Annotated in this window: 25 protein-coding genes and 1 pseudogene; 12 read left to right on the forward strand and 14 right to left on the reverse strand. The window is 61.3% G+C overall.

Annotated features, from left to right (window positions below):
* The 9 genes from V7D69_RS11025 to V7D69_RS11065 form a co-directional block, all read right to left on the reverse strand.
* Positions 1 to 416: glutathione S-transferase (locus V7D69_RS11025; protein ID WP_333605807.1), on the reverse strand; the 416-nt coding region annotated here is incomplete at its 3' end.
* Between the two features lie 74 nt (positions 417 to 490).
* Positions 491 to 1,492: an inorganic phosphate transporter gene (locus tag V7D69_RS11030; protein ID WP_324063824.1), complete on the reverse strand. Its 1,002-nt coding sequence runs from the start codon at positions 1,490 to 1,492 to the stop codon at positions 491 to 493.
* Positions 1,493 to 1,508: 16 nt separating this feature from the next.
* Positions 1,509 to 2,645 (reverse strand): DUF47 family protein, encoded by a 1,137-nt coding sequence (locus V7D69_RS11035; RefSeq protein WP_324063823.1) that lies wholly within the window; start codon positions 2,643 to 2,645, stop codon positions 1,509 to 1,511.
* 116 nt (positions 2,646 to 2,761) lie between these two features.
* Complete coding sequence (gene yihA, locus V7D69_RS11040; protein ID WP_324063822.1) at positions 2,762 to 3,406, reverse strand: ribosome biogenesis GTP-binding protein YihA/YsxC; 645 nt, start codon at positions 3,404 to 3,406, stop codon at positions 2,762 to 2,764.
* A gap of 22 nt (positions 3,407 to 3,428) precedes the next feature.
* Positions 3,429 to 5,192 carry a membrane protein insertase YidC gene (gene yidC / locus V7D69_RS11045; RefSeq protein WP_333605808.1) on the reverse strand — a complete coding sequence of 588 codons (1,764 nt, stop codon included), beginning with the start codon at positions 5,190 to 5,192 and terminating at the stop codon, positions 3,429 to 3,431.
* 72 nt (positions 5,193 to 5,264) lie between these two features.
* Entirely contained in the window at positions 5,265 to 5,510 is a 246-nt protein-coding gene (gene yidD, locus V7D69_RS11050; protein WP_324063820.1) for a membrane protein insertion efficiency factor YidD, read from the reverse strand.
* Positions 5,507 to 5,890, reverse strand: coding sequence for a ribonuclease P protein component (gene rnpA / locus V7D69_RS11055; protein WP_324063819.1), 384 nt, complete (start codon positions 5,888 to 5,890; stop codon positions 5,507 to 5,509). Before rnpA ends, yidD begins: the two co-directional genes overlap by 4 nt.
* Positions 5,891 to 6,031: 141 nt before the next feature.
* Complete coding sequence (rpmH, locus tag V7D69_RS11060) at positions 6,032 to 6,166, reverse strand: 50S ribosomal protein L34 (protein WP_039388288.1); 135 nt, start codon at positions 6,164 to 6,166, stop codon at positions 6,032 to 6,034.
* A gap of 82 nt (positions 6,167 to 6,248) precedes the next feature.
* Positions 6,249 to 7,016: an alpha/beta hydrolase gene (locus V7D69_RS11065; RefSeq protein ID WP_324063818.1), complete on the reverse strand. Its 768-nt coding sequence runs from the start codon at positions 7,014 to 7,016 to the stop codon at positions 6,249 to 6,251.
* 141 nt (positions 7,017 to 7,157) lie between these two features.
* Between V7D69_RS11065 and V7D69_RS11070 the strand changes: the two genes are divergently transcribed.
* Positions 7,158 to 8,678, forward strand: a complete 1,521-nt coding sequence (locus V7D69_RS11070) for a YifB family Mg chelatase-like AAA ATPase (protein ID WP_324063817.1) — start codon at positions 7,158 to 7,160, stop codon at positions 8,676 to 8,678.
* A 71-nt stretch (positions 8,679 to 8,749) separates the two neighbouring features.
* Here V7D69_RS11070 and V7D69_RS11075 read toward each other — a convergent pair whose 3' ends face one another.
* The 4 genes and pseudogenes from V7D69_RS11075 to V7D69_RS11090 all read right to left on the reverse strand — a co-directional run bounded on the left by V7D69_RS11075 (position 8,750) and on the right by V7D69_RS11090 (position 12,325).
* Entirely contained in the window at positions 8,750 to 9,028 is a 279-nt protein-coding gene (locus tag V7D69_RS11075) for a transposase (protein WP_442947052.1), read from the reverse strand.
* Positions 9,029 to 9,035: 7 nt separating this feature from the next.
* Positions 9,036 to 9,092 (reverse strand): annotated as a pseudogene (locus V7D69_RS16200) (hypothetical protein); the annotation flags it as partial.
* 104 nt (positions 9,093 to 9,196) lie between these two features.
* Positions 9,197 to 10,687, reverse strand: coding sequence for an aldehyde dehydrogenase family protein (locus tag V7D69_RS11085; RefSeq protein WP_333605810.1), 1,491 nt, complete (start codon positions 10,685 to 10,687; stop codon positions 9,197 to 9,199).
* A 15-nt stretch (positions 10,688 to 10,702) separates the two neighbouring features.
* Positions 10,703 to 12,325, reverse strand: a complete 1,623-nt coding sequence (locus V7D69_RS11090) for a GMC family oxidoreductase (RefSeq protein WP_333605811.1) — start codon at positions 12,323 to 12,325, stop codon at positions 10,703 to 10,705.
* 180 nt (positions 12,326 to 12,505) lie between these two features.
* Between V7D69_RS11090 and V7D69_RS11095 the strand changes: the two genes are divergently transcribed.
* From V7D69_RS11095 to V7D69_RS11115, 5 genes are all read left to right on the forward strand, one after another.
* Entirely contained in the window at positions 12,506 to 13,666 is a 1,161-nt protein-coding gene (locus V7D69_RS11095) for an acetyl-CoA C-acetyltransferase (RefSeq protein ID WP_333605812.1), read from the forward strand.
* Between the two features lie 227 nt (positions 13,667 to 13,893).
* Positions 13,894 to 14,892 (forward strand): cytochrome P450, encoded by a 999-nt coding sequence (locus tag V7D69_RS11100; protein ID WP_333605813.1) that lies wholly within the window; start codon positions 13,894 to 13,896, stop codon positions 14,890 to 14,892.
* 19 nt (positions 14,893 to 14,911) lie between these two features.
* A complete protein-coding gene (locus V7D69_RS11105; protein ID WP_333605814.1) occupies positions 14,912 to 15,916 on the forward strand; it encodes a fumarylacetoacetate hydrolase family protein in 1,005 nt (334 codons plus the stop codon).
* A gap of 10 nt (positions 15,917 to 15,926) precedes the next feature.
* Entirely contained in the window at positions 15,927 to 16,253 is a 327-nt protein-coding gene (locus V7D69_RS11110; protein WP_442947053.1) for a 2Fe-2S iron-sulfur cluster-binding protein, read from the forward strand.
* A 41-nt stretch (positions 16,254 to 16,294) separates the two neighbouring features.
* On the forward strand, positions 16,295 to 17,236 hold the full coding sequence (locus V7D69_RS11115; RefSeq protein ID WP_333605815.1) for an SDR family oxidoreductase: 942 nt from the start codon (positions 16,295 to 16,297) through the stop codon (positions 17,234 to 17,236).
* Here the strand turns inward: V7D69_RS11115 and V7D69_RS11120 are convergent.
* On the reverse strand, positions 17,189 to 17,779 hold the full coding sequence (locus tag V7D69_RS11120; RefSeq protein ID WP_333605816.1) for a MarR family winged helix-turn-helix transcriptional regulator: 591 nt from the start codon (positions 17,777 to 17,779) through the stop codon (positions 17,189 to 17,191). The two genes, V7D69_RS11115 and V7D69_RS11120, sit on opposite strands and share 48 nt — an antisense overlap.
* Positions 17,780 to 17,908: 129 nt before the next feature.
* Here V7D69_RS11120 and V7D69_RS11125 point away from each other — a divergent pair, with 129 nt between their 5' ends.
* The 6 genes from V7D69_RS11125 (at position 17,909) to V7D69_RS11150 (ending at position 25,567) form a co-directional block, all read left to right on the forward strand.
* The gene (locus tag V7D69_RS11125; protein WP_333605817.1) at positions 17,909 to 18,796 is read left to right on the forward strand and encodes a VOC family protein; all 888 of its coding nucleotides are present in this window, start codon (positions 17,909 to 17,911) and stop codon (positions 18,794 to 18,796) included.
* A 47-nt stretch (positions 18,797 to 18,843) separates the two neighbouring features.
* Positions 18,844 to 19,770, forward strand: a complete 927-nt coding sequence (locus tag V7D69_RS11130) for a 3-keto-5-aminohexanoate cleavage protein (RefSeq protein WP_333605818.1) — start codon at positions 18,844 to 18,846, stop codon at positions 19,768 to 19,770.
* A gap of 49 nt (positions 19,771 to 19,819) precedes the next feature.
* Positions 19,820 to 20,896, forward strand: a complete 1,077-nt coding sequence (locus V7D69_RS11135) for a phenylacetaldoxime dehydratase family protein (RefSeq protein WP_333605819.1) — start codon at positions 19,820 to 19,822, stop codon at positions 20,894 to 20,896.
* Between the two features lie 25 nt (positions 20,897 to 20,921).
* On the forward strand, positions 20,922 to 21,947 hold the full coding sequence (locus V7D69_RS11140; RefSeq protein ID WP_333605820.1) for a carbon-nitrogen hydrolase family protein: 1,026 nt from the start codon (positions 20,922 to 20,924) through the stop codon (positions 21,945 to 21,947).
* Between the two features lie 30 nt (positions 21,948 to 21,977).
* Positions 21,978 to 23,021 (forward strand): aromatic ring-hydroxylating dioxygenase subunit alpha, encoded by a 1,044-nt coding sequence (locus tag V7D69_RS11145; protein ID WP_333605821.1) that lies wholly within the window; start codon positions 21,978 to 21,980, stop codon positions 23,019 to 23,021.
* A gap of 236 nt (positions 23,022 to 23,257) precedes the next feature.
* The gene (locus V7D69_RS11150; protein WP_333605822.1) at positions 23,258 to 25,567 is read left to right on the forward strand and encodes a TonB-dependent receptor; all 2,310 of its coding nucleotides are present in this window, start codon (positions 23,258 to 23,260) and stop codon (positions 25,565 to 25,567) included.
* The last annotated feature ends 55 nt before the right edge of the window (positions 25,568 to 25,622 follow it).

Genomic DNA, 25,622 nt, shown 5'->3' on the forward strand with positions numbered 1-25,622 from the left:
ACGCGCACGATGTCCGCCTGCACTGCCTCATCGATGGTCACGCCCTGAACCCGCGCGCGAATGCTCATGGGGCAGGCACGGCGCAGCGGCAGATAACTGGAATGCATCTCCGCCACCATGGATCGCGCCATCGCTCGCGCGTCGTCGGCCTTGGGCCAGAAGCGGTCCCGGCCGACCTTGTCGGCAAGGTATTCGATAATCGCCGCGCTATCCCACACCACGGCCTCGCCGTCCCACAGGATCGGCACTTTGCCCTGGCTGGGAGCGAGCTCGTCGGAGCTTTTCTTGAAATGCTCCCAGTCGTCCCCGTAAAGCGGGACGGTAATCTCATCGAAATGCAGGCCGGACTGCTTGCAGGCCAGCCAGCCGCGCAGTGACCAACTGGAATAGTTCTTGTTGCCGACAATCAGCTTCACGGGGGGCACGTTCCCTTTGGCGTCACAGGGGACCTAAGACCTAAGCCGCCGCCTGTCGAGCCGCAAAGGACAAATCAGAGCAGGCGCGTGATTTCATAGAACAAGGCGCCGACGGCGGCGCTCGCCGGAATGGTGATGAACCAGGCCACGATCACCCGGCTTGCCACGCTCCACCGCACCGCGCTGGCACGGCGGGCTGCGCCCGTGCCGACCACGGCGCCGGTGATGACGTGCGTTGTCGAAACCGGAATGCCCAGAGCGCTGGCGCCGAAGACCACGATCGAACCTGCGCCAGACGCGCAGAAGCCGGAATGGTGATTGAGCTTGGTCAGCTTGGATCCCATTGTCCTGATGATTTTCCAGCCGCCTGAAAGCGTACCCAGCGCCATGGCCGTATAGCACGACAGCACGACCCATTCGGGGACATGAAAGCCACCGGAAAGATGCCCGGTCGAATAAAGAAGCACGGCAATGAGGCCCATCGTCTTTTGCGCATCGTTGCCCCCGTGGCTGATCGAGTAAGCCGCGCTGGACAACAAGTGGAGCCCCTTGAACGTGCCATTGGCGGCCCGCGGGGCCGCTCCCTTGAACAGCCAGCTCGTAATCAACATGGCCACCATCGCGATCACGAAGCCGATCAGGGGCGAAGCCACAATGGCTACCACCGTTTTGGTCGTGCCATCGGCTTCGACAATGCCGAAACCGCCATGAGCCACGCCGGCTCCCAGCAAACCGCCGATCAACGCATGGCTGGAACTGGATGGAATGCCTTTCACCCAGGTAACGACATTCCAGAACATCGCACCCACCAACGCTCCGAACACCACGGCGGGCGTCACGGCATCCTTGTCGATTATGCCCTTGCCCACCGTCTCGGCGACATGCAGGCCCACGAACCAATAGGCAGCAAAGTTGCCCACCGCGGCAAAAGCCACCGCCATGACCGGCGAAAGCAGGCGCGTCGATACCACGGTGGCGATGGCATTGGCGGCGTCGTGCAGGCCGTTCAGAAAGTCGAACGCCAGTCCCATAACGACAAGGCCGATCAGCAGCGGCAACGCAAGGCTGTGATCCATGATGTTCGCGTTCCGCTCAGGCGTGATCGATCACGAGACCGTCAATCTCGTTCGCCAAGTCCTCGAAACGGTCCACCACCCGTTCAAGTCGCTTGAACATCTCCTGACGGACAACGAAGTGAAGTGGGTCCTTGCCCGCGCTCGCCTTGAATACCCGCTTGAGGCCGGCGGCGTGAATCTCGTCAGCGTGTCCTTCCATGCGGACAAGGCGTTCGGTCAATTCATGCAGGCGATGGCCATTGTCAGCAACCTTGCGAAGCAAGGGCATGATTTCAGCCGTCAGGCGCGCCGCATCGACGATGATCGCGGCCATGTCCCGCATCTCGGGCTCGAAATCTACGACGTCATAGAGATCAGCGGCACCGGCGGTCTGGTGCATCTCGTCGATGGCGTCATCCATGGCCGTAATCAGACTGGTGATGGATGACCGGTCGAAGGGCGTCAGAAAAGTGCGTCGCACCGTTTGCAGCACTTCGCGCGTAATATCATCGGCGTCGTGCTCGCGCTCCTCGATCTCGCGGATATGTTGCGCGCGACCTGCGCCGCCCTGGGCCAGCCGAGCCAGCGCGTCCGCTCCGGCCACAAGCGTCGCGGCCTGCCGTTCGAACAAGTCGAAGAAATTGCCCTGCTGCGGCAGCAGTTTCTGGAACCACGCGAACATTGTATTGACCCCCGTCTTCTCGGCCATCCGATCAGCCACCGCACCGATCAGGCGGGTAGAGTTGGTCGCGGCACGAAACTCGCGCGCGCCGAAGCTGCGGATAAGCGCGCGAAGATCCTCCTCGTCAACCGCCTCCGCCGCCTCCATAAGCGAAAACCAGCATCGCTCGCGCTGGTGCTGTTCATCCCAAGCCTCCAGCTCTTCAGTCACCGCCAAGGGAAATACGTCCACATCCACCCAGACTGACGCGCCCGAACTGCGGCGCTTGCGATAACGATAGGAGCCGAGTGGCGTCGGGCACGCGGCCCCGCGCACGCCCGCTTCCTCCTCCGCCTCGATCGCAGCTGCCGCATGCGGCGGCATGTCTTTCATCACGCCGCCTTTGGGGATGACCCAACGTCGCGTCTGTCGCGAGGTAATAAGCAGAATCTGAATGGGCGCATCAACGGCAGCGCCAAGGGTCCGATACGGAAGAACGGCAATCTGGCGCATCAGCGAGACCTCCTCCTTCCCGGCGCATCCAGGCCGCCATTATTCAAGCCGCGTTTGTCATGCAATCGTCACAATCACGAAGTTGTGCGGATTTCCCGAGAAAACCTTCGTGGTAATCAAAGTTCCGCGTCGCCAAGCACGGCGCCGCGAAGCTCTTCTATACCCATTCCCTTTTCCGAACTCGTGACAAGCACCTCCGGAAAGGCCGCAGAATGTTTCCTAGCTTCGGCAATGGCGGCGGCGTGCACCGCCGCCAGTTCGCTTGCCTTGATCTTGTCTGCCTTGGTCAGGATAATACGATAACCCACGGCCGCCTCGTCGAGCATTTTCATCATTTCGGCGTCGACCGCTTTAATCCCATGGCGGCTATCAACCAGCAGCAGGGTGCGCTTGAGCACCACGCGCCCACGCAAGTAATCGCGCACCAGCCTTCGCCATTTTTCGACCACCGCCGGGGGAGCCTTGGCGAAGCCATACCCCGGCATGTCGACAAGCCGGAATTGCAACGGATCGCCCACGTCGAAAAAATTGAGTTCCTGCGTTCGGCCTGGCGTCACGGACGTGCGCGCGATCGCCTTCCTTCCCGTCAATGCATTGAGCAGAGAGGACTTGCCGACGTTGGAGCGTCCGCAGAAGGCGATTTCGGGCGCTTCCGGGTCGGGCAGAAACTTGAGTGCAGGCGCGCTCCTGAGGAACGCGATCGGACCCGAAAAGAGCTTGCGCGCTCGCTCCGCAAGGTCCGCCTCCATCCCCTCGTTCATCAGCGAGCCCCCGCGAAGGACTTCACTTTCCGGCCCTGGCGGTGGTGCGCGCCTTGTCCTGCGCGTCCTTTTCCACTTGCGCCTTCAATTGCGGGTGACGGCTATAAAGATACTTCTGCTGCGCGATGGTCAAAATGTTCGAGGTGATCCAGTACACCAGCAGGCCCGAGGCGAAAGGCGCCATCACGAACATCATGAACCAGGGCATCAGGGCGAATATCTGCTGCTGTGTCGGGTCCATCTGTTGCGGATTGAGCCGGAACTGGAAGAACATCGTCACGCCCAGCAACAGCGCCAATAGTCCTATGCCCAGGAAACCCGGCGGGTCGAACGGCAGCAGGCCGAAAAGATTGAGGATGTGCAGCGGATCGGGTGCGGAGAGGTCCTTGATCCACAGCACGAACGGCTGATGGCGCATCTCGATCGCCAGGTTCAGCACTTTGTAGAGCGCGAAAAACACCGGGATCTGGAGAAACATCGGGAGGCAGCCGGCAAGCGGGTTCACGCCTTCCTTCTTGTAAAGCTCCATGATCTCCTTCTGCTGCTTCTCCCTATCGTCTTTGTACCGATCCTGGATCGCCTTCATCTTCGGCTGAATCGCGCGCATGGCCGCCATCGAGGCGAACTGCCGCTGCGCGACTGGGAACATGATCCCGCGCACGATGACTGTCAGCAGAATGATCGCGACACCGAAGTTACCGACCAGCTTGAACAGCGACGTAAGCAGCCAGAAGATCGGTTTTTCGAACCAGCGGAACCAACCCCAGTCGATGGCGAGGCCGAAGTTGGCGACGCCTTGGCGCTCGTAAGCGTCCAGCACTCCGTGTTCCTTGGCGCCGGCAAAGAGCTTCGTCTCCCGCGACACCGTTTGTCCGGGCTGAATCATTGACTGGTCGTAGACGGCGTCAGCGCGGAAGATATGGTCTCCCATCGAGCGGAAGCTGCCGTGCGCTTTGCCCCCCACCGGGATTACCGCGGACATCCAATAGACGTCGGTGAACCCGATCCAGTCAGTATTGCCCGTTTGCTCCTGCGTTCCCACCTTTACGACATCATCGTACTTCGGGCCGAATGCCACCGATCCATCGAAAGCGCCGATGCCGCCGGTACGAAGCGTCCAGGCATATGCCGCAGCAGTCTCATCCGTGCGGTTCACCAAGGCAAACGGCTGCACGGTAACCGGTATCGCCCCCTTGTTCGAAACCCGCTGGTCTGCGGTAATCATGTAATCATTGTCGACCTTGAGCGTCAGCGCGAAGACCTGTCCCTGGCCATTGTCCCACGTCAGAGTGACGGGTGTGGATGGAGTCAGCTTCGCGCCCGCAGGCGCCGTCCAGACCGTGCTCGAATTGGGTGTCGCAACGCCTTGCCCCACCCATCCGAACTGCGCGAACTGCTGCGCTGGCGTTCCCGCCGGCGAGAACATGCGGACCGGGCCGGAATCCTTTTTCACAGTTTCTCGGTGACGGTTAAGCACCAGATCGTCCAGCAACGCGCCGGTCAGATTGATCGATCCCGAAACACCCGGCGCCGCGATCGGCAACCGGCCGCCATGGCCCAGCGCAGTTTGCAGGTCCTGTTTCTCAAGCGCGATCTCGGCGGCATCGCGCAGTCCCCCTTCGCGGGTCGGCTTGATCCTGCTGGCGCTGTCCTGTGGCTGAACAACCTGTTCCACTTTCGGGGGCGCTTTAGGCTGCGGGTAGAAATAGTTGACCCCCGCTTCCCATCCGAAGAGGATCAAGGCGGTCAGCACGACTGCCAGGATGATGTTGCGCTGGTTATCCACGAGGGCCTTTTCCTGTCGTATTCCCGTTAGCCGCGATGCTTGCCATCGCCAGCTTCTCGTCAATCGTTCTATTCAGTCCGGAACCGGGTCATGACCGTGCCCGCCCCACGGCTGGCAGCGCAATAGACGCCATATCGCCAAGCATCCACCCTTAATCGCACCATGCTTTCGCACTGCCTCAATCGCATATTGGGAGCACGACGGCGTGTAGCGGCAGGTCGGCGGCAGGATGCGTGAAGGACCAAGCTGCCATGCCCGCGCAACACCGATCAGGAACAGCCCCGGCAGCGAAAGGACAAAGGCAAGCGCACGCTTCATCGGCGCCGCTTTGCCGAAAGGCTTTTTCGACGCGCCGGATCACCCTTGCCCTCCCGCGCACGCGCAAGGGCTGCTACAAGCTCTTCTCGCAGCAAGGCGAAATCGCGCTCCACGCCGTTTTCCCGCCCGATCAGGACGTGATCGGTATCAGCCAGCCCATGATCGGGCAGCACTTCGCGCAACAGGGCTCGAAAGCGCCGCTTCATGCGATTGCGCACAACCGCGTTGCCGATCTTCTTAGTGACGGTGATCCCTGCCCGCCGCCCCTGCCCGCCATTGGCATTGGCCAGCAACACGAAGCCCGGCCGCGCGACTCGCAAGCCGCGATTAGCGGCCAGGAAGTCGGACCGTCGAGTTATGGTCGCATAAGGGGTGGTCATCACGAACGTTTTACAGCGAACGCCCGAAACGCGTTACCGATTCGCGCTTAAACAGCATCGGCCCGTATCTCCAACCGGCCTCCTGATTGAAGGAGGCCGGTTGGAGATACGGGCCGATACGATCCAGCCGAGGCTGGAGGATCAGGCCGAAAGCTTCTTGCGGCCGCGAGCGCGGCGAGCGCGAAGCACCTTGCGACCGCCAACGGTCGCAGTGCGGGCGCGAAAGCCGTGGCGGCGAGCGCGGACAAGGCGGCTGGGCTGGAAAGTGCGCTTCATGTCAGTCCTCGAAATTCCACACTTGAAAAACATGGCCCCCGAAGGACCGAACAAAAAGGGCCGCCCGCGAACAAGCGACCGATCACAGACGGGCGCCGTTACTGGAGGGCGGCGCGAGAGTCAAGGCGACCGCTTGCGGCGGCGCGCTCGCCGGCGCATTCGGATCAAGATCGACCCACAGTCCCATCGTACCGGTGCCGAACCATTTGGCCGAATCGAACGGCGCCGAATTGGTCATGGCATAGAATGCCTCGGCCTCGATCGGGCTCATGCCCATCTCCTGATAGTAATGGAGGTATCGCCGGTTTTCTGGAGCGCTCGCTGCGTAATCCGAAGCCTCACGGCCGCCATCGTCCTGCCAGGAATGCACCGCGAACTCCGCGCCAGGATCGGCGAAGCGATGCGCGCCGGCCAGAAACAGTTCTACTCCGCCGGAACGGACGGAACCGCCTTCGGGAACATGCGTGGAAATTCCCTGCTGGCGTATCATCCTGCCCAGCGCGAGGTTGGCGAGATCATCCTCCGTGCCGGGGCATTCGATCATGTCGATTACCGCGATGCCGGGGTGATCGCGCAGCATAGCTGCGAACTGGCCAGGACTGCGGCCGTCCGTGACGTCAATCAAGGCCGCGCGGCGCTCATCAAGCACGCGAAAGGGTCCATAGCTCGCAATTCCTTGAGGTCTTGGAGCCGCGGCAGATGAGACCCAGCGCGTGGGCAGGTTGCGCTCGCCTCCCACGGGGGCGGGATTTGCGTCAAGGTCAACCGCTTCATAAGCGATGCTTTGCGCCGCCGACGGCAGCGGAGCCAGCAGACCGAAGAGCACTAGGAATGCAGGAAAGGCGCGCATGGCCGAAACGATGCGGGCGCTGCCTTACTCACAGGATGAGGAATGGGGTTAAAACCTTGTAAGTCATGATTTTTGCATCCCCGCCATTCCGACAATGCGGTAGAGAGCGGCTCTGAATCGCAGAAATGAAAGAGGTTGTGCGTGGTCGCGCTGATTTCGACCGTGGCCTATCTCGGGCTTGAAGCGCGGGCGGTCGAAGTGCAGTGTCAAATCGCCCCCGGGATGCCCGCGTTCGCCCTCGTCGGGCTGCCGGACAAGGCCGTGGGCGAAAGCCGCCAGCGCGTCAGCGCGGCGCTTACCGCCATGGGCCTTGCCCTGCCACCCAAGCGGATCACCATCAACCTCTCCCCGGCCGACCTCCCGAAGGAAGGATCGCATTACGATCTGCCGGTAGCGCTCGCGCTCCTTGCCGCCATGGGAGTCGTCGATGCCGAACAGATGGCGGACTTCGTGGCGGTGGGCGAACTAGCGCTGGACGGGCGGGTCATCCCCTCCCCCGGCGTGCTGCTGGCCGCACTTCACGCCAGCGCGATGGAGAAGGGCTTGATCTGCCCGGCAGCGCAAGGTTCGGAAGCGAGCTGGGTAAGCGGGGGGACCAGCGGCGTGCCGGTGATCGCGGCGCCAAACCTCATCAGCCTGCTCAATCATCTGAAAGGCACGCAAGTGCTGCCCCAGCCCGAAGTCGGCCGCGTCGATCCGCCCGAGCCAGGCCCCGACCTCAAGCAAGTGAAGGGGCAGGAAACGGCCAGGCGCGCGCTGGAAATCGCGGCAGCGGGCGCGCATAATCTGCTCATGGTCGGCCCGCCCGGCGCAGGCAAGTCGCTGCTCGCCAGTTGTCTGCCTGGCGTGCTGCCGGAACTCACCCCAGCCGAAGCACTGGAAGTCTCGATGGTCGCCTCCGTGGCCGGCACGCTGGAAAACGGTCGCATCAGCCGCGCCCGCCCATATCGTGCCCCGCACCACTCCGCTTCCATCGCCGCGCTGACGGGCGGGGGTCTCAAAGTGCGGCCCGGCGAAGTCTCGATGGCGCACTTGGGCGTGCTGTTCCTGGATGAGTTGCCCGAGTTCCAGCGCCAGGCGCTGGACTCTCTGCGTCAGCCGCTGGAAACCGGCGAGGTAACGGTCGCGCGCGCCAATGCCCACGTCACTTATCCGGCAAGGGTACAGATGATCGCGGCCATGAACCCCTGCCGCTGCGGCCACCTGGGCGACCCCGCGCTCGGCTGCTCGCGCGCACCCAAATGCGCCGCCGACTACCAGAGCAAGGTGTCCGGTCCGCTGCTGGACCGGATCGACCTGCACGTGGAGGTAGACCCGGTGCGCGCCGCCGACCTCGCCCTGCCCCCGCCGGTCGAGGGCAGCGCCGAAGTCAGCGTTCGAGTGGCGCGGACGCGGCAAATCCAAACCGCCCGCCTCGAAGGAACCCAGCTACGCACCAACGCCGAACTGGACGGCGATCTGCTGGAACAGCACGCCACGCCGGATGAAGCCGGTCGCAAACTGCTGATGCAGGCAGCGGAAGCGATGCGGCTATCGGCGCGAGGATATACGCGGATATTGAGGGTGGCTCGCACCATCGCTGACTTGGGCGGCGCGCAAAACGTGGGGCGCATCCACGTGGCCGAAGCGCTCAGCTACCGCAGGCGACCGCCGAGGGCGTGATTAAGCGCACTGTCACTGTTATCGACCGCTTGAAGGTATTCAACGGCGACGGAGCCGTTGCGCCACAAAAACTAGGCGGCGTGGACAAATTTAAGCCAATATCTGGTGGTGGCGATATGGACCATGCCGAGGAAGCTGTTGGCCAGTTGGTCGTATCGGGTGGCGATGGCGCGGTTGACCTTGAGGTGGCCGTACATGCGCTCGATCCGGTTGCGCTGCTTGTAGAGCGCCCGGTCATGCTCGATCTTCACGCGGCGGTTTGATCGACCGGGAATGACAGCCTCGATCTCCCGCGCGGCAAGATTGGAGGCGATGCGGACACACATCTTCGAGCGCGACGACGCTTCCATCCTCGCGCCTGTACAGCACCACCGGCTCTTCGCAGATCGTCCGAGCCAACAACGCCCGGCCCACGTCACGCGCCCACGCCGCGACATGCCACTGATTGATCGCGTATTTTCCCCATGTGGCCTCTCCTAAAGCTTCATGATCGACCTTCGGCCCCCTCGGAAATCCGGTCAGTGCGCAATGCAGATCGACTTGGTGTCGAGAAACGCATCGAGCCAGTTCACGCCGAATTCGCTGCCAAGACCCGATTGCTTGTAACCGCCAAATGGCGTGACGGGATCGATCTGGAGATGGGTATTGACCCAGACCACCCCTGCCTCGATGCGCCGCATCAGGTTCATCGCGCTGTTTAGGTCACGAGTCCAAAGGCTCGCGACAAGGCCCAGATCACTGGCATTAGCCCGCGCGAGGGCATCTTCGGCATCGGCGACACGCGTTATGCCGAGTATCGGACCGAAAACTTCCTCGCGGAACAGCCTCAGCCGCTCATCCGGATTGAGGACCAGTGCCGGCCTTGCGAAATATCCCTCTTCCGGTATGTCGACGCCAAGCCGCACATCACTGTTCGTTCGGGCGTCATCGAGATAGGCGCGAACTTTTGCCTGATGGGCGGCCGATGCAAGGGGGGTGAGCTGGGCCGCCGGATCGAGCCCTGCGCCCACGTTCATGTCGCCGATCGCGGCTTCCAGACCGGCCACGAGATCATCGAAAATCGGCGCCTCTACGTAAACGCGCGAAGCGGCGGCGCAGATTTGGCCACCATTCAGAAAGCCCGCCGCTAGGAGGCCGGGAATCACAACGCCAAGGTCCGCGTCAGCGAGAACGATTGCCGGATTCTTTCCACCAAGTTCAAGAGTGACGCGCTTCATGCCGTCCATCGCGGCACGACCGATCGCCTTGCCCGTGGCTGTCGAGCCGGTGAAAGCGATTTTGGCGACAAACGGATGCGAGACGAGCGCCCGGCCGCAACCCGCCCCGCGTCCGGTCACTACGTTGAATACGCCGGCAGGCAAACCAGCTTCGACCGCAAGTTCAGCGAGCCTGAGTGCCGTCAGCGGCGTCACCTCGGACGGTTTGAGGACGACGGAGCAGCCCGCCGCCAGCGCCGGCATAATCTTCCACACGGCAATCAATATCGGAAAGTTCCAAGGGGCAATTGCCGCGACCACGCCGATCGCCTCTCGCCGAGTATAGGCGGTCCAGCGCCGCGGACCGCCCGGCAGTGAGACATCCATGGTCTGGCCCGTGATCTTGGTCGACAGGCCGGCGGCGAACCGCATCCATTCGACCGCGCCAGGAACCTCCACCATACGGGCGATGTTGATCGATTTGCCCTGTTCGAGCGTTTCCAGTTGCGCCAGTTCATCCACCGCATGCTCGACCAGGTCGGCGAAACGCAGGAGCACCCGTTCCCGATCGGCGGGGCGCATATCGCGCCAACGCCCATCCTCGAATGCGACCCGGGCCGAACGCACGGCGCGATCCACCGTCGCATCGTCCGAATCGGACGCCAGCGCGATCACGCGTCCTGTCGCGGGATCATGAACGGGAAGCGTGGCGCCGGTCGTTGCAACGCGCTTCGCGTCGATGAAAACGGTGGGATCGGCCGAAAGGACCGCACGAACCGCAGGCCGAATTTCGAAAGGATTGTCAAGGATCAAGGGTTCAGCTCCGAATTAATGATTGCCAAGAATTGCATCGACCGCCTTCTCAGCGACTGCGATGACTGGCGCGTTCGTGTTACCGCTGGTGATGGCCGGGAAGATGGAACTGTCTATGACGCGCAACCCATCGAACCCGTGGACGCGCAGTGACGGCGCGACGACGGATGTCACCGGATCCGGACCCATTCGGCAGGTCCCGACGGGGTGATAGACCGTCTTGCACGCCTTCCGGATCCAGGTTTCCAGCTTACCGGCGTCATAGTAGGCGGTCTCGTCCGCAGCGAACGAGGAAGGAACCGGCGAAAATACTTCGTCTATGACCGCCCGCAACGACGGCGCATTGGTGATCTCAAGGGCGGCCCGGACCGCCCTGATCTGTCCGTCAATATCATCGGGATGGCCCAGATGGTTGCCATGAATCCGCACCATCGCCTCAGGATCGGCGCTTGCCAGCGTAACGCGGCCGCGCGCCTTTGGTCGAAGATGCCCCACCTTCAGCGTCAAGCCGTGAGTATAGCCATCGGTAATGCCGGTTGGGTCGTCCCAGCGGTCGAAAAGCGGTACGAAATGTATCTGTACGTCGGGTCGTCCCGCGCCGGTGGTGTCGATGAAAGCCCCGGCTTCGAGGAGATTTGAAGCGGCCATGCCCGACCGGAATGCCATCCACTGAATACCCGTCATCAGTGTCTTCAGGCCGCGTATGTGCCCATCGAGCGACAGGCCGGTCTTCGTCGATGCGCTGACCGACAAATGCAGGTGATCCTGATAATTATGCCCGACGGGCAGGTCGCCCTTCTGCTCGATCCCATGCCGGGCGAGTTCGTCCGCAGGCCCAATCCCGGACAGGAGCAGAATCTTGGGGCTGCCGATCGCGCCGGCAGCCAGGATCACCTCACTGCCGACCCGAACCCGGCTGATTCTGCCCCCTTTGCCGGCATATTCGACGGCCACCGCGCGTCTGTTCTCGACAACGACGCGATGGACAAGCGCGTCGGTCCGGATTTGCAGTCGCGGGTTGGCACGCACGGCGGGTAAATAGGCTCGCGCCACGCTAGCGCGTTCGCCTCCCCGCGTCGTGGTCTGATACCAGCCAACCCCCAGTTGCGATGCGCCGTTGAAGTCGTGCGTATATGGAAGGCCCGTTTCCTGGGCGGCCCGAATGAAAGCCCCGGACAAGGGATAGCGATACCGGGTATCGCTCACCGATAAGGGACCGGTCGTCCCGTGATAGATATCCGAAAGTGTCTCGTTCGCCTCGGCGCAGCGAAAATAAGGCAGCAGGTCATCATAGCCCCAGCCATGGCAGCCATACACGTCCCGCCAATCGTCGAAATCTTCGCGCTGACCACGAATGTAGATCATGCCATTGACCGATGAGCTTCCGCCGAGCACCCGGCCCTGGGCCACGGTCATGCGGCGATTCCCCGTCGCTGGATCAGCCTCGGTTTCATAAGGCCAGGTCCTCGTCGCGAGGACCTTGGGCGTGCCGGCCGGCATTCGGAAGAACATACTGTCGTCGGTCCCGCCCGCCTCCAGCAACAGCACCGTCGCTTCGCTGCGTTCGACGATTCGCGCCGCAGCAACACATCCAGCGGAACCCGACCCGATCACAACGAAGTCGAATATCTCTTCCACGCTTGACGCATCCTCCGGCTACGTCGGGTTCGCGGCGAGCCATCCCGCCGACATCCCGATCGGCTTGCAATTAGACGAATAACGATTATACGTCTAACTATATTTCGTCAATTGCTTGAACCCAATGATCCATGAGGCGGATCATCCAAGGTTTCGAGGCAGCCGATACGGAGGGGGTCAATGGCAGAAGCCTATATCGTTGATGTAATCAGAACGGCGGGTGGTAAGCGCAAGGGCGCATTGGCGAGCGTCCACCCCGCCGATCTCGGAGCCACTGTCTTGAATGCGCTGGTTGCGCGTACCGGTATTGATCCGGCGGCTGTCGAGGATGTCATCATGGGCTGCGTGACTCCAGGAGGGGAGCAGTCGTTCGCCTTCGGTCGCAACGTGGTGCTGGCTTCAAAACTGCCTGACAGTGTGCCGGCCGTCACGATCGATCGCCAGTGTGGCTCGTCGCAACAGGCGCTGCACTTTGCGGCGCAGGCGGTGATGTCCGGAACGCAGGATCTCGTTATCGCCGCCGGCGCGGAAAGCATGACGCGCGTTCCGATGCTGTCGAATATGACCCTCTACGGGCAAGCCGGAATCGGCGAGGGTCCATGGCCGCCCAGCATCCGGAAGCGCTACGGTGTCGACGAATTCAGCCAGTTTTTTGGCGCACAGGCGGTTGCCGACAAATATGGCCTCGATCGGGAGGCCATGGATGGCTTTGCCCTGGAAAGCCACCGCAAGGCAGTCCAGGCGATCGAGACCGGGGCGTTTGATAGGGAAATCGTGCCGATCGAGACCGTCGATGGTCTCTTCACGCGCGACGAGGGCGTCCGCGCCGATGCATCGATGGAGGCGCTCGCCGCCCTTAAGACGCTGACCCCGACCGGAACGATCACGGCGGGCAATGCGAGCCAGATGACCGATGGCGCGTCGGGAGCGCTGCTGGCCAGCGAAGCGGCTGTCCGCCGGTTCGGGCTGAGCCCGATCGGCCGTATCGTTAACCTGACCGTGACCGCCGGCGATCCGGTCATCATGCTCGAAGAACCGATCGCCGCTACAGAGCGCGCGCTGTCCCGCGCAGGCATGACCCTGGACCAGATCGACCTGTTCGAAGTGAATGAAGCCTTCGCCTCTATTCCGATGGCGTGGCTCAAGGCGACAGGCGCCGACCCGGCAAAACTGAACGTCAATGGTGGCGCGATCGCTCTCGGACACCCGTTGGGCGCCAGCGGAACCAAGCTGATGGCTACGCTCGTTCATGCCCTGCGCGCGCAGGGCAAGCGCTACGGTCTCCAAACCATGTGCGAAGGCGGCGGTATTGCCAATGTCACGATTGTCGAGGCGCTATGAACACGAAAATCCTGACATCGCATGACATCTCCGCCGGAGCGTGCGCTCCCGAACCTCCTGCGGAGACTGCCGGGCGCGCAGACGTCGAGATCTATGATCCTCGCGATGCCGCTGTTGTCCAGGACCCCTTCCCCGCTTTCCGTCGGCTGCGCGACGAAGCGCCCGTCTACAAGTTGCGCAACGAACCGATCTGGGTGCTGTCCCGCTGGGCGGATGTCGAGGCGGCCATGCTCGACTGGCGCACCTTCTCCTCGGCCAAGGGCAATGTGATCTATGAGGATCCGGCGCGCATCGGCCGTACGCTCACCACCAACGATCCACCGCGTCACGATCATCTGCGTCGTCTGATCGGAGCGGGGTACACACCAGGCCGCGTCAAGGCGCATGAAGAGCGTATCGGAACGCTGGTCGATGACATGATCGCATCGCTCGACCTTGCGGATTTCGATTTCGTCAGTCAGTTGGCGGCCCCGCTCACTGGTAAGGTCATCGGCTCGCTGATCGGTGTTCCGGATGAGGCGCTGGAGCAGCTGCGCGTCGCTGTGGATGAAGCGTTCATCCCCACCGAAGAGTATCCCGAAGGCAAGGGATTGAAAGAGGTCTTCGCCTTCATGATGGACCTTGTTGCGCACCGCCGCGGCAAGCCGCGCGACGACATGTTGACCGCCTTTCTCCATGCTGAAGATGCAGGGGTGTCGATGAGCGACGAAGAGGTCGCCGTCACCTGCGGGTCGATCCTCGCGGCGGGCTTCTCCTCGACCGCGCACCAGATGAGCAACATCCTGCTCGCCCTGCACAGCAATCGTGCGGTCCTGCGCCAGGTGCTCGACGATGCTTCGCTGATCCCGGCGATGATCGAGGAGGGACTGCGCTACGACGTCGGTACGTTGTCGTTCGGAAGACAGACGACGCGCGAGGTCGAGCTGCACGGCGTGATAATACCGGCCGATTCGCGGGTGATGATCCTGCTGTCTTCGGCCAACCGCGACGAACGCCGTTTCGCAGAGCCCGACACGTTCGACATCGGCCGATCCGACCGGCGGCATATCTCGTTCAACGTCGGCATCCATCATTGCCTGGGCTCGTCGCTGGCGCGGCTTGAAATGCGAATCGCTTTCGAGCGCCTGCTCGCGCGGCTGGGCGAGTTCGAGATCGACCTGCAGCGCTCGGCGCGTGTCCATTCACTCAATTTCCGCGGCTTCCGGAAGCTGCGGGTGCGCACGTAATCAAAGGAGGGGTGACCCAATGAAATTTGCAACGATCCTCAATAACGGCGAGGCCGAACTTGTCTGCGCCAGCCCGAGCGGGTGCGGTCTCTTGCCGCTCCGCATCGCCTTCGATCTGGCTGGCCTTGGTGCCGCTCCCACTTCGATGCGCGCGCTTGTCGCCGGCGGTCCGGAACTGCTGGCACAGGTCCGCGAAGCCGTGCATCGCGCGGAGGCTGCTCCCGCGCTGGATTACCTCGATGAGGCGTCGATCAACTGGCTGCCGCCCATGCCAGATCCAGGCAAGATCCTCGGCGTCGCGATGAACAACACGCGGCTCAACAATACCGCGCATGTCGAGCCCGCCGGGCCGATGTTCTTCCTGAAGCCGCCATCATCGCTGATCGGGCATGGCGCGAATATCGAGATCGGCGACGATTACGGCTTCACTTTTCCGGAACTCGAGCTTGGCGTTGTCATCGGCCGCCGCGCGAAGCATGTGTCGGAGAAGGACGCGCTTGATTATGTGTTCGGCTACACGATCGTCAACGACATCACCTCGCAGGGACTGAAGCGGGGGGACTCGATCGCGGTGGACGTGACGCCCGAACAGAAGGCGTCGCCGGGTTATATTGGCTATTTTGACTGGCGGCGAGAGCATGGTGACGACGATCGCAGCATCTATTTCACCTATCATGCGCGATCGAAAGGTGCGGACACGTTCGGCCCGATGGGACCCTATGTCACGACCGCGGACGAGATAGCCAATCCCGACGCGCTGGAGGTGAGGGGTTATTCCGACGGGGAGGAGTTCGCCCGCGATACGACTGCCAATTACAGCTATCCCGTCCGACGCATCATCGCGCACGCCAGCCGCTATTTCACGCTGGAGCCAGGCGACATCATCACCTGCGGCACGGCGGCCAAGGGCAACGAACGGTTTCCGCGCGCACATCACGAGATCGACATGAGCAGAATGACGCCTGTGGTCGAAATCGAGATCGATGGACTTGGCCGCTTGTCCAATCCGGTAACTCACGTCTGAGCCGAGCCATATGAACGACATGATTGATATGAGGGCGGTTGTCCTGCGCGACGGAACCGAACGACAGATTCGGCTCGATCCCGGCCTCTCACTGATGGAAATCCTGCGCAACAGCGGCGTCGACGAACTTCTCGCCCTGTGCGGCGGGTGTTGCTCGTGCGCGACCTGCCACATCTATCTCGAAGGCGGATCTGGAACCGTCGAGGCGATCGGCGAGGACGAACGCGACCTGCTGTCGGCGTCCGACCACATACAGGAGAAGTCCCGTCTGTCGTGTCAAGTCGCTGCGGATCAAGTTCCTCCTGGCGCGCGGATCATCATCGCACCGGAAGATTGAACAATCGGCGCGGGAGGGCGCCAAACGAGGAGCAACACATCATGGAAGCCGAGAACAACAAGCAGGTGCCGGCAAGGGTCCTGATCTTCGGCGCGAGTGGGCATATAGGCAAGCCACTGGCCGCGTTTCTGACGCGCGAGGCGCCGCAGATGGCGCTGCGGCTGGCCTCACGCGACGCTGGGCGCCAAGCGGAGCTTGCGAAAGCCTTCCCGCAGGCGGAAACCGTGCTGGCGGACTACGCCGATCGCGCCTCATTGGAGACGGCAACGCGCGATGTGGATGGCGTGTTCGCCGTGACGCCGACCGGCACCGATGAGGCCGAGGCGATGGGAAATCTCGTGGCTGCGCTTCATACCACGAACCCCTCGGCTTATGTCGTACGACTTTTGGGCATGCAGCCGGAGAGCAATCCGCGCCGGATTCCGCAATGGCTCCGGGATCACGGCTTCGGCCTGCCGATCCAGCATCCCATCGCGAAGTCGGTCCTCGACGAGAGCGATCTGCCGGTGACCTATCTCAATTGCGGCGCGACGTTCATGGACAATTTCCTGCGCTGGCAGTCCCCCGCCCTGCGGCAGCGGCGAACCCTTGTCTGGCCCGAGCGGTTGATCCCCTATATCGATCCCGTCGATATCGCCGAGACTGCGGGCCGGTTATTCCTCTCGACCAACCAACGTCACTTCGGCCAGTTTCATACCATGAACAATGGTCATGATCTGCTGTACTTTCGTGACGCGGCGAAGCTGATGTCGGACGTCTGGGCCGAACCGATCACCTATGAGGGCAGCCGCGAAGACTTCAACCGGGAATATACGCACATGGGAGAACAGCGCCTGAATTTCCTCTGGAACTTTTTCCAGTATGAGCGCGACAACGAGGTTGTCTGGGCGCTCAACGACTTCGTCGAACGCATGCTGGGACGCAAGCCGAAAACGCTAGCGCAATGGCTCGCTGAGAACCGCGATGCCATTCTGGGGAGCTGAAAGTCCTGACGAGGAATCGGCGCCATCGTCGAGCGGTCGCTGGCGCAGGGTTTCGAGCAGGGCATGCAAAAGATGTTCAAGCTCGCTGCGCTCATGCGAACCCATGCCTGCGACCAGATCGCGCTCAACCGCGATCTGGGCCGGGATGGCCTGCTCGACTGCACGGGTTCCCTTGTCGGTCAGCACGACCCGGATGCGGCGACGATTCTCCGGATCGTTCTGCCGCAAGATCAAGCCATCCCGTTCCAGCTTGTCGAGATTGCTGGTCACCGTGGGGCGCGCAACACCCAGGATGGAAGCGAGTTGGTTAGGTTCCACCATTCCTAGGGCGAAGGTGTTGACCATGATGCGGAATCCTGCCCAGGTCCAGCCCATTGGACGATGGACTTCGAACTCCATCCTCTGCTCTGCGTGACGCGCCAGGCGAATGATATGCCATATGATGCGCGCCGCACTGCGGTCGTCGTCATCCACGTTTTGCAGAAACTTCTTCGACAGCCGGGTCAGAGCCAGCAGCTCTTCCTCGACGTTGGGCTCGCTCATATCAAATTCCAGTCTGCCTAAACTTTTCACACCTACGCGCGGAACCGAATGGTTTCAACGCCATCGACGGTCTTGACGTATTATGTTAGACGTCTAATAATATTAGCTTGTATAAACTGGTGGTGCCGAATGGTCAATCAGATTGGATATATTGAAATAGAAACGAAAGACGGCGCGCCGTGGCTCGCACTGGGTCGCGCGATCGGATTCGAGATCGCATCCCATCCCGATCGCGGCACTGGCTTTCGCATGGATGCGGATCGCTGGGCAAGAATCCTGCTCGCGCCTGGGAAAGAGGATCGCCTGGCAGCGGTCGGTTGGGAAGCGAGTTCGCACGAGGAGTATCGCCGCGTTGTCGAGCGTCTGGAGGCGCTTGGCGCCAAGCCGGAGGAACGGTCCGATCTCGCCACGCGGCGCGATGTTATGGAACTCACGCGCTTTCACGATCCGGACGGCGTCGTGGGGGAGCTATATTGGGGCGCGCGCACGGTCATCCGCCTGCCATTCCGCTCGCCTGAGCATGTTGAGTTTTCCGCCGGCGAGGCCGGTATGGGGCATGTCACTCTGTCGGTGCGCGACGTTGCCGTCTCGGTCGACTTTTATTGCAGGGCGCTCGGCCTCAAGATCACCGAAGTTGCCGATGTCGGCAAGCTGAGCGTGACCTTCCTTCGGGCCGGAAAGCGCCATCACACCCTGGCGCTGGCGCAACTGCCTTCCGACGCGACCGGTGTGGACCACGTCATGATCGAAGTCTCAACGCTGGATGACCTGGGATCGGTGCGCGACCGGCTGATCGACCAGGGCCACGCGCTCAGCCGCGATCTCGGACGGCACCCGACAGACGGAGTCGTGTCGCTTTACGCCCGAACGCCCGCGACGTTCACTCTGGAAATCGGCTGGGGTTCGATCTCGGTCGACGACCAGACCTGGCCGTCGGAGCGATACAAGCGGTGCGGCTGGTCGTGGGGTCATCGTGGCTCCGCGGTGTCTTTGTCCGAGCTGGGATCGATGACCTAGCCCGGACTTCATCAATGAGACCGTCCACAAAAATCAGGAGAGCGTATTTGTCCAAGGTCATCATCAGTTGCGCGGTCACCGGTTCGGTACACACGCCAAGCATGTCGCCTTATCTGCCGATCACACCGGAGCAGATCGCGCGTGATGCGATCGATGCGGCCGAGGCAGGTGCAGCCGTGCTGCACCTGCACGCGCGCGATCCGGAGAACGGGAAGCCTTCTGCCGATCCGAAGCTTTTCATGGAGTTCCTGCCCAGGATCAAGCAATCCACCGACGCGGTGGTGAATATCACCACCGGCGGCGGGCAGCATATGACAATCGAGGATCGGCTTGCCCCGCCCCTCATCGCATCGCCCGAGCTCTGCTCGCTCAACATGGGGTCGATGAACTTTGGTCTCTATCCGATGCTGGGCAAATACACGTCTTTCACGCACGAGTGGGAAGGCGCTTATCTCGAAAGCTCGCGCGACCTTATCTTCAAGAACACTTTTGCTGACATCGAGAAGATCCTGGAGCAGCTGGGGAAGGGTCATGGCACGCGCTTCGAATTCGAATGCTACGATGTGGGCCATCTCTACACCCTGGCCCATTTCCTCGATCGCAAGCTGGTGACGCCGCCGCTGTTCGTCCAGACGATCTTCGGGCTTCTTGGCGGGCAAGGTGCGGATACCGAGAACCTGCTTCATGCCAGGCGCATCGCCGACAAGCTGTTCGGCGAGGACTATCAGTGGTCGGTCATGGCGGCGGGACGCCACCAGATCCCGTTTGCGACGATGGGCGCCCTAAATGGCGCCAACGTGCGCGTCGGACTGGAGGATTCACTCTTCATCGGAAAGGGAACGCTCGCCAAATCCAGCGCAGAACAGGTCCGACTGATGCGTTCGATCCTGGAAAGCCTGTCGCTCGAGGTGGCCACGCCGCAACAGGCGCGGGACATCCTGGCGTTGAAGGGCGGCGATCTGGTCAAGTTCTGATCCCGTTCGGAGCGTCACGCCGTGAGATCACGCATTAGGAGTCGGTGAAATGGATTCGGCAATCTCTCCCCATCTTCGCTGCCCGCGAACGCAGGCCATCCGCATGGCGCCCGATCACGAGCCGGCCTTTCCTGGTTGGTCGTCCGTGGTGAGCCCGGCACAGGAACGCGTAGCCATCGGATATTTCGGAGTGCAGACCAAGGGACCTGAGGCAAAGGCGTCCGCCGCGGCGACACTGGCCGCCTTGCGCCAGATGGTCTCTGAGGCCGATGGCCCCGACCGATATGAACTGGCGCGTCATACGGACGCGGCCGGCTACGATAATCTTGTCCTGATCGCCTATTGGCTGGACCATAGGGTTTTTGCGCGATGGGACAACCATCCCGACCGGGTAGCATGGTGGAACGATCTGAAACGCCTCGATGAGGGAACTGGCTACTTCCGCGAGATCTTCACGCCGTCAACCGCTGGATTTGAGACGCTGATCGGCGACCCGTCGAGGCTGGTGGGGCTCAGTGCGGTGATCGCGGCGCCTACCGAACAGCCGATCCGGGAGCATGCCTATTGGGGCAGCATGCGCGATCGGCTCGGGCGTGCCCAAACCGAAGCTTTGGAGCCTGTCGGACTGCCCGAGCCCACCGAGACCACAAAGGATAGCCGTCGGATCAGGGTCAAAGGCTCCGAGAACGTTACGGTGATCCGGTCAGGCCAGAACTGGGGCATGACTCAAGAGGCCGAGCGCAAGCTCTATCTTGGCAATGTTGAGCCTGCACTGCGAACCGCTATGATGTACTTGCGAGACCAGGGGCGCCCGATAGGCTGCTACAGCAACGCCTATATGTTGGCCCAAACTGAGGAAGGGACCGACCTACCCGAGACCTTTGGGTACGGTATCTGGCAGTCGCTTGAGAAACTTGAAGCCTGGTCGGCCGGCCATGCCACGCATCATGCCGTAATCAATGCGTTCATGGGATTGCTCGGCACGTTCGAGAACGCGTCCGCCGTCAACCTCTATCATGAGGTCTACGTCCTCAAATCCGACGAACAATATTACGAATACATCAATTGCCATCCCGGAACCGGGATGCTGCCCACCCTTGCATCACAAGAAACGCCCGCCTTCTGAGGAGGCGCAGATCAGGAGATCGTCAATGACCGCCTTAACCAAATATCTCGCAGGCACTGTCCAGGCCGCGCCCGCCTTTCTCGATCTGGCCGCGGGTCTGCGCAAGACGATCGCGCTGATCGACGAAGCCGGCGCCAAGGGCGTCAAGCTGCTTGCTTTCCCCGAAGTCTGGCTCCCGGGCTACCCGTTCTGGACGTGGTTCATCCCATCGGTCGAAGCGGTAGGGACGCTGCCGGCCTTGCACCGAAATTCGGTGGCGGCCGATTCCCCCGAGGTAGCGGCGCTGTGCGAAGCGGCGCGACGCAATTCGCTGACCGCCGTCATCGGCATCTGCGAGCGCAGCTATGGCTCGCTCTACATTGCGCAGCTCATCATCGGCGAGAACGGGAAACTTATCGCCTGCCGCAGAAAGCTGCGCTCCACCTACTCCGAGCGGACGGTCTTTGGCGACGGGGATGGTTCCGACCTGCTTGTTATCGAAACATCCGTTGGCCGTCTCGGTGCGTTGAACTGCTGGGAGCATATTCAGCCGCTGGTGAAGGCCGCGATGTTCTCCCAGCATGAACAGGTGCATGTTGCCGGATGGCCGCCATTCTTCGATTCCGCCAAGTCACCGGCATACGCGCTGAGCGCCGATCCCGCCCTCGCCGCCTCCCAGACCTACGCTCTGGAGGGACAATGCTTCGTCCTATCCTCCACGCTGATGCTCGACGAGGCGTTTCTCGCGGGTCAGAATGCGATGTGCGGCCGAGAATTGCCGCTTCCGGCAGGTGGAGGCCGGAGCATGATCTACGGACCGGACGCCCGGCCGTTGGCGGATTTTCTGCCCCAAGACAAGGAAGGCATCGTTACCGCCGAGATCGACATGGATCTCATTACCTTCGCCAAGACCATGGCGGATCCTGTGGGGCACTATGCGCGACCCGATGTGGTGGCGTTGCGGTTCGATCAAACCAATCGCCGCAATCCCCATAGAGCGATGGTCGCTGAGCCAGCGTCGAATGATGAGCCAGACACGTTGCCGATCGATGGCTCACGAAGCCCTGCCTGACCAACTACAGCCAGACAAGAGGGTGGAGAGATGTCCACACAAGCACTTGCAGATCACACTACTCCCTTCATTCACAATGAATGGTACGTCGCCGCTCTTTCCACCGAAGTCGATCGCACTTTGCGCAACCGCAAGATTTTGAATGTCGACGTGCTGCTTTACCGCCGCGAAGACGGTGGCGCCGTTGCTTTGCGCAATCGCTGCCCGCACCGGTCGTTCCCGCTATCGCGGAGCACCCTCATCGGCGACACGGTAGCATGCGGCTATCATGGCTTGGTCTTTGGACCGGACGGCCGTTGTGTCGAGGTGCCTTCCCAACAATCGGTGCCGAAGGGCCTCTGCACGCCCAGCTATCATTTGGTCGAGAAGGCGCCTTTCCTGTGGATCTGGATGGGTGATCCCACACTGGCCGATCCCGCCTGCATTCCCGAGCATCCTTGGCTATCGGACCCCTCATATGTGAGCTTCACGGGATTTATCCATTGCCGAAGCAACTACACCCGACTGCACGAGAATGTCCTGGACCTGACCCATTTCCCGTTTTTGCATGGAGATGTGGTGGGCGATGTCGCCTATACACGCTTGCCCTTTACCACCGAACGTCGTGGTAACAGCGTCGTCGTGACCCGCCGGGACGAGAACCGGGTAATTAACGCGGCTAACGCGACGATCATCGGCAATGAAGGCCATCGTTGCAATCGGACGACCGAAAGCTGGTTCAAGACGCCAGCGTTCCATATCGCCCACACACTTGTCGAGGACTTGGAGGGAGGCGTGGGTGGCCGCACCGAGTTCAACAACAAGATCATCCATTGCTTCACGCCGGAGACGGCGCATTCGACCCACTACTTCTACGCCCAAGCTCGCGATGCCTCCATCGATCGTCCGGAGATTACCGAAGCCATCGCCAAGCTCGCGTACACGGCTTTCATGCAGGACGAGGAAGCTCTGGAACTGGTGGAGAAGACCTGGACGGATGAGGCGGTCGCCGGATACCAGGAACTGAGTGTTCGCGCCGACCTTCCAGGTCTCCACATGCGGCGGATCATCTTCGAGCGGGCGATGGCCGAATAAGCCAAGGCACGCCAACTCCTCGTGCCCAAGGGTGCTCCGTAGAGCATCCTTCCAGCTAAAGGAGGTCTGAATCTGCAATCTGGACACCACAGGTCAAGCCCGGGCCGTTGACACCTATTTCAAAGTCATCTAACTATTAGATGTCTAAGTCTACTCCACGTCGGGTGATATGCGCCGGGGCTGATGAGGCGATGGGGGACGAGCGACTGAGATCGCTGAATGAAAGGGGAGGATCCATGATGATTCGCAGCACCATTTTCGCATCGACTGCTTTGGCGATAGCGCAGGCTGCATATGCGCAAACACCGCCTTTGGAGGCGGAGCCTACTGCAGCTGAGGCCAAAACGGGAATCCCGGACATTGTCGTCACTGCTCGCAAACAAAGCGAGCGGGTTAACGACGTTCCGATGTCCATCACGGCGGCGACCGGAGACACCCTCATCCGCCAGGGCGTGACCCAAATCGCCGATCTGCAGAAGATTACGCCCGGCTTCGCGTTTCAGCCCAGCCAGTATGGTAACCCGATCTACAATCTCCGCGGCGTGGGCAACCTAGGCGATTCAATCTCGGCCGCGCCGGCGGTTAGCATTTATATGGATCAAGCCCCGATCCCCTTTTCCGTCATGGCACAGGGAACGACTTTCGACGTTGAGCGTGTGGAAGTGCTGAAGGGACCGCAAGGCACGCTGTTCGGCCAGAATTCAACCGGCGGCGCGATCAACTTCATCGCGAACAAGCCAACCCGAACCTTCGCCACTGGCCTTGGCCTGACCGGCGGCAATTATGGCACCGCCAATATTCGCGGTTACGTCAGCGGGCCACTGACCGATACGCTTGCGGCACGCGTCGCGATCGCAATTGACAAGCGTGGCAACTGGCAGCGCAGTCTAACCCGCCCGGACGACAGGCTTGGCCAGCGCAGCTTCTGGGCCGGCCGCTTCCTGCTCGATTGGACCCCTTCCGACACAGTTCGCTTTTCTCTTAACGTCAATGGCTGGCTGGACGACAGCGACAGTCAGGCAGCGCAGTTTCTTTTCTATAATCCGACCGTGCCGCCTGCGAACGGTGGGTATACTGACCTCGTCCCGTCCCTCAGCACTTTCCCGACCGCGCCCAAGAATGCCAGGATCGCGGACTGGGATCCCAATCGAAGCTTCAGTCGCAAGGATCGTTTCTTCCAGTCGACATTCAGAGCCGAATTCAACGTTACCGACTCGATTACGATCAACTCGATTACTGCCTATGCCAAGTTTGACCGCAATTTTCCGATTGACCCGGATGGTACGCCGTTCACCAACTTGCTCATGAATGTCTTCGGTGACATCGAGTCGATCTCACAAGAAGTGCGCATAAGCGGGCAGTTCGCCGAAAGCCGGATCAAATGGATGCTCGGGGGCAACTACCAACATGATAAATCGCATAACCAGAACCGGTTTGCACTCAATGCCACCAATTCGGGCGTAGGGCCGTTCCGGTTCACCAACGCGATCGGCGATGCATCGGAAAACGTAAAAACGAAGGGCATCTTCGGAAGTCTTGATTTTAAGATTACCGACAATCTCACGCTGCAAGGCTCGGCTCGCTACACAAAGTCCGACAATGATTTCAACGGTTGCCTGCAAGACCCGGGCGATGGTGCCTTGGCCCGCGCATTTTCGGTCGCGTTTAATCACCCCGTTGCGCCTGGAGCTTGCGTGACCCTGAACGCCGCGAACGGACAATCTGAACGTATCTTCTCCAGTCTGAATGAAGACAACGTGTCCTGGCGTGGCGGTTTGGACTGGGAGCCAGCCCCCGGCACGTTGCTATACGGAAACGTCACCAGGGGCTTCAAGGCGGGCGTCTATCAGAATCCGCCCGCGATTTTCTCGTTTACTCTCGCACCCGCTCCGCAAGAGGAGCTTCTCGCATATGAAGTCGGGTTCAAGCAGACCCTGCTGAACCGAACCCTTCAACTCAACGGCGCGGCGTTCTATTACGACTATAAGAACAAGCAGACCAACGGGTATATTCCGAGCGCGTTCGGCCTCATACCAGGGCAGGTCAGCGTTCCGAAGGCGAGCATTCGTGGCGCTGAACTTAGTGTTCTTTGGCAGCCGGTCCGCGCTTTGACGGTCAACCTGGGCGGTGCCTATGTCAATTCCAAGGTAGACAGCACTTTCTTCGCTGCCGATCCGCTCGGCCGCAACGTAGACGTCAACGGCGAAGTACTTCCGACCACGCCGAAATGGACGGCCACCGCCGACATCGAATATCGCTTCCCAGTCGGCGAGCGCACCGAGGCTTATCTCGGCGTTAGCCCGCGCTACAAAAGCAAGTCGGTGGCCGCGTTCGGCAACGACCCGACTTTCGCGATCCCAGGCTACACATTGCTCGACCTTCGTGCAGGTGTCGAGTTCGACGACGGGCGGTGGCGCGCGGAAGTCTTCGGCCGCAACGTGACCGATAAATTTTATCTGGTGACCGTTACGCGCCTCGTTGACACGGTCAATCGCCTCACTGGCATGCCCGCGACCTACGGCGCAACACTCTCGTTCCGCTATTGAGGCGGCTTTGTTGCGCAAATGGGCGGAGGGATTCCCGTTGTGAATCCAGTTTGTT

The sequence above is a fragment of the Novosphingobium sp. genome, from assembly GCF_036733805.1.
Lineage (GTDB): Bacteria > Pseudomonadota > Alphaproteobacteria > Sphingomonadales > Sphingomonadaceae > Novosphingobium.

Coding starts and splice junctions, on each gene's coding strand:
- V7D69_RS11030 (WP_324063824.1), bottom strand. CDS start 1,492: ATGGATCACAGCCTTGCGTTGCCGCTGCTGATCGGCCTTGTCGTTATG.
- V7D69_RS11035 (WP_324063823.1), bottom strand. CDS start 2,645: ATGCGCCAGATTGCCGTTCTTCCGTATCGGACCCTTGGCGCTGCCGTT.
- yihA (WP_324063822.1), bottom strand. CDS start 3,406: ATGAACGAGGGGATGGAGGCGGACCTTGCGGAGCGAGCGCGCAAGCTC.
- yidD (WP_324063820.1), bottom strand. CDS start 5,510: ATGAAGCGTGCGCTTGCCTTTGTCCTTTCGCTGCCGGGGCTGTTCCTG.
- rnpA (WP_324063819.1), bottom strand. CDS start 5,890: ATGACCACCCCTTATGCGACCATAACTCGACGGTCCGACTTCCTGGCC.
- rpmH (WP_039388288.1), bottom strand. CDS start 6,166: ATGAAGCGCACTTTCCAGCCCAGCCGCCTTGTCCGCGCTCGCCGCCAC.
- V7D69_RS11065 (WP_324063818.1), bottom strand. CDS start 7,016: ATGCGCGCCTTTCCTGCATTCCTAGTGCTCTTCGGTCTGCTGGCTCCG.
- V7D69_RS11075 (WP_442947052.1), bottom strand. CDS start 9,028: ATGGAAGCGTCGTCGCGCTCGAAGATGTGTGTCCGCATCGCCTCCAAT.
- V7D69_RS11095 (WP_333605812.1), top strand. CDS start 12,506: ATGGCAGAAGCCTATATCGTTGATGTAATCAGAACGGCGGGTGGTAAG.
- V7D69_RS11100 (WP_333605813.1), top strand. CDS start 13,894: ATGCTCGACTGGCGCACCTTCTCCTCGGCCAAGGGCAATGTGATCTAT.
- V7D69_RS11105 (WP_333605814.1), top strand. CDS start 14,912: ATGAAATTTGCAACGATCCTCAATAACGGCGAGGCCGAACTTGTCTGC.
- V7D69_RS11110 (WP_442947053.1), top strand. CDS start 15,927: ATGAACGACATGATTGATATGAGGGCGGTTGTCCTGCGCGACGGAACC.
- V7D69_RS11115 (WP_333605815.1), top strand. CDS start 16,295: ATGGAAGCCGAGAACAACAAGCAGGTGCCGGCAAGGGTCCTGATCTTC.
- V7D69_RS11120 (WP_333605816.1), bottom strand. CDS start 17,779: ATGAGCGAGCCCAACGTCGAGGAAGAGCTGCTGGCTCTGACCCGGCTG.
- V7D69_RS11125 (WP_333605817.1), top strand. CDS start 17,909: ATGGTCAATCAGATTGGATATATTGAAATAGAAACGAAAGACGGCGCG.
- V7D69_RS11135 (WP_333605819.1), top strand. CDS start 19,820: ATGGATTCGGCAATCTCTCCCCATCTTCGCTGCCCGCGAACGCAGGCC.
- V7D69_RS11140 (WP_333605820.1), top strand. CDS start 20,922: ATGACCGCCTTAACCAAATATCTCGCAGGCACTGTCCAGGCCGCGCCC.
- V7D69_RS11145 (WP_333605821.1), top strand. CDS start 21,978: ATGTCCACACAAGCACTTGCAGATCACACTACTCCCTTCATTCACAAT.
- V7D69_RS11150 (WP_333605822.1), top strand. CDS start 23,258: ATGATGATTCGCAGCACCATTTTCGCATCGACTGCTTTGGCGATAGCG.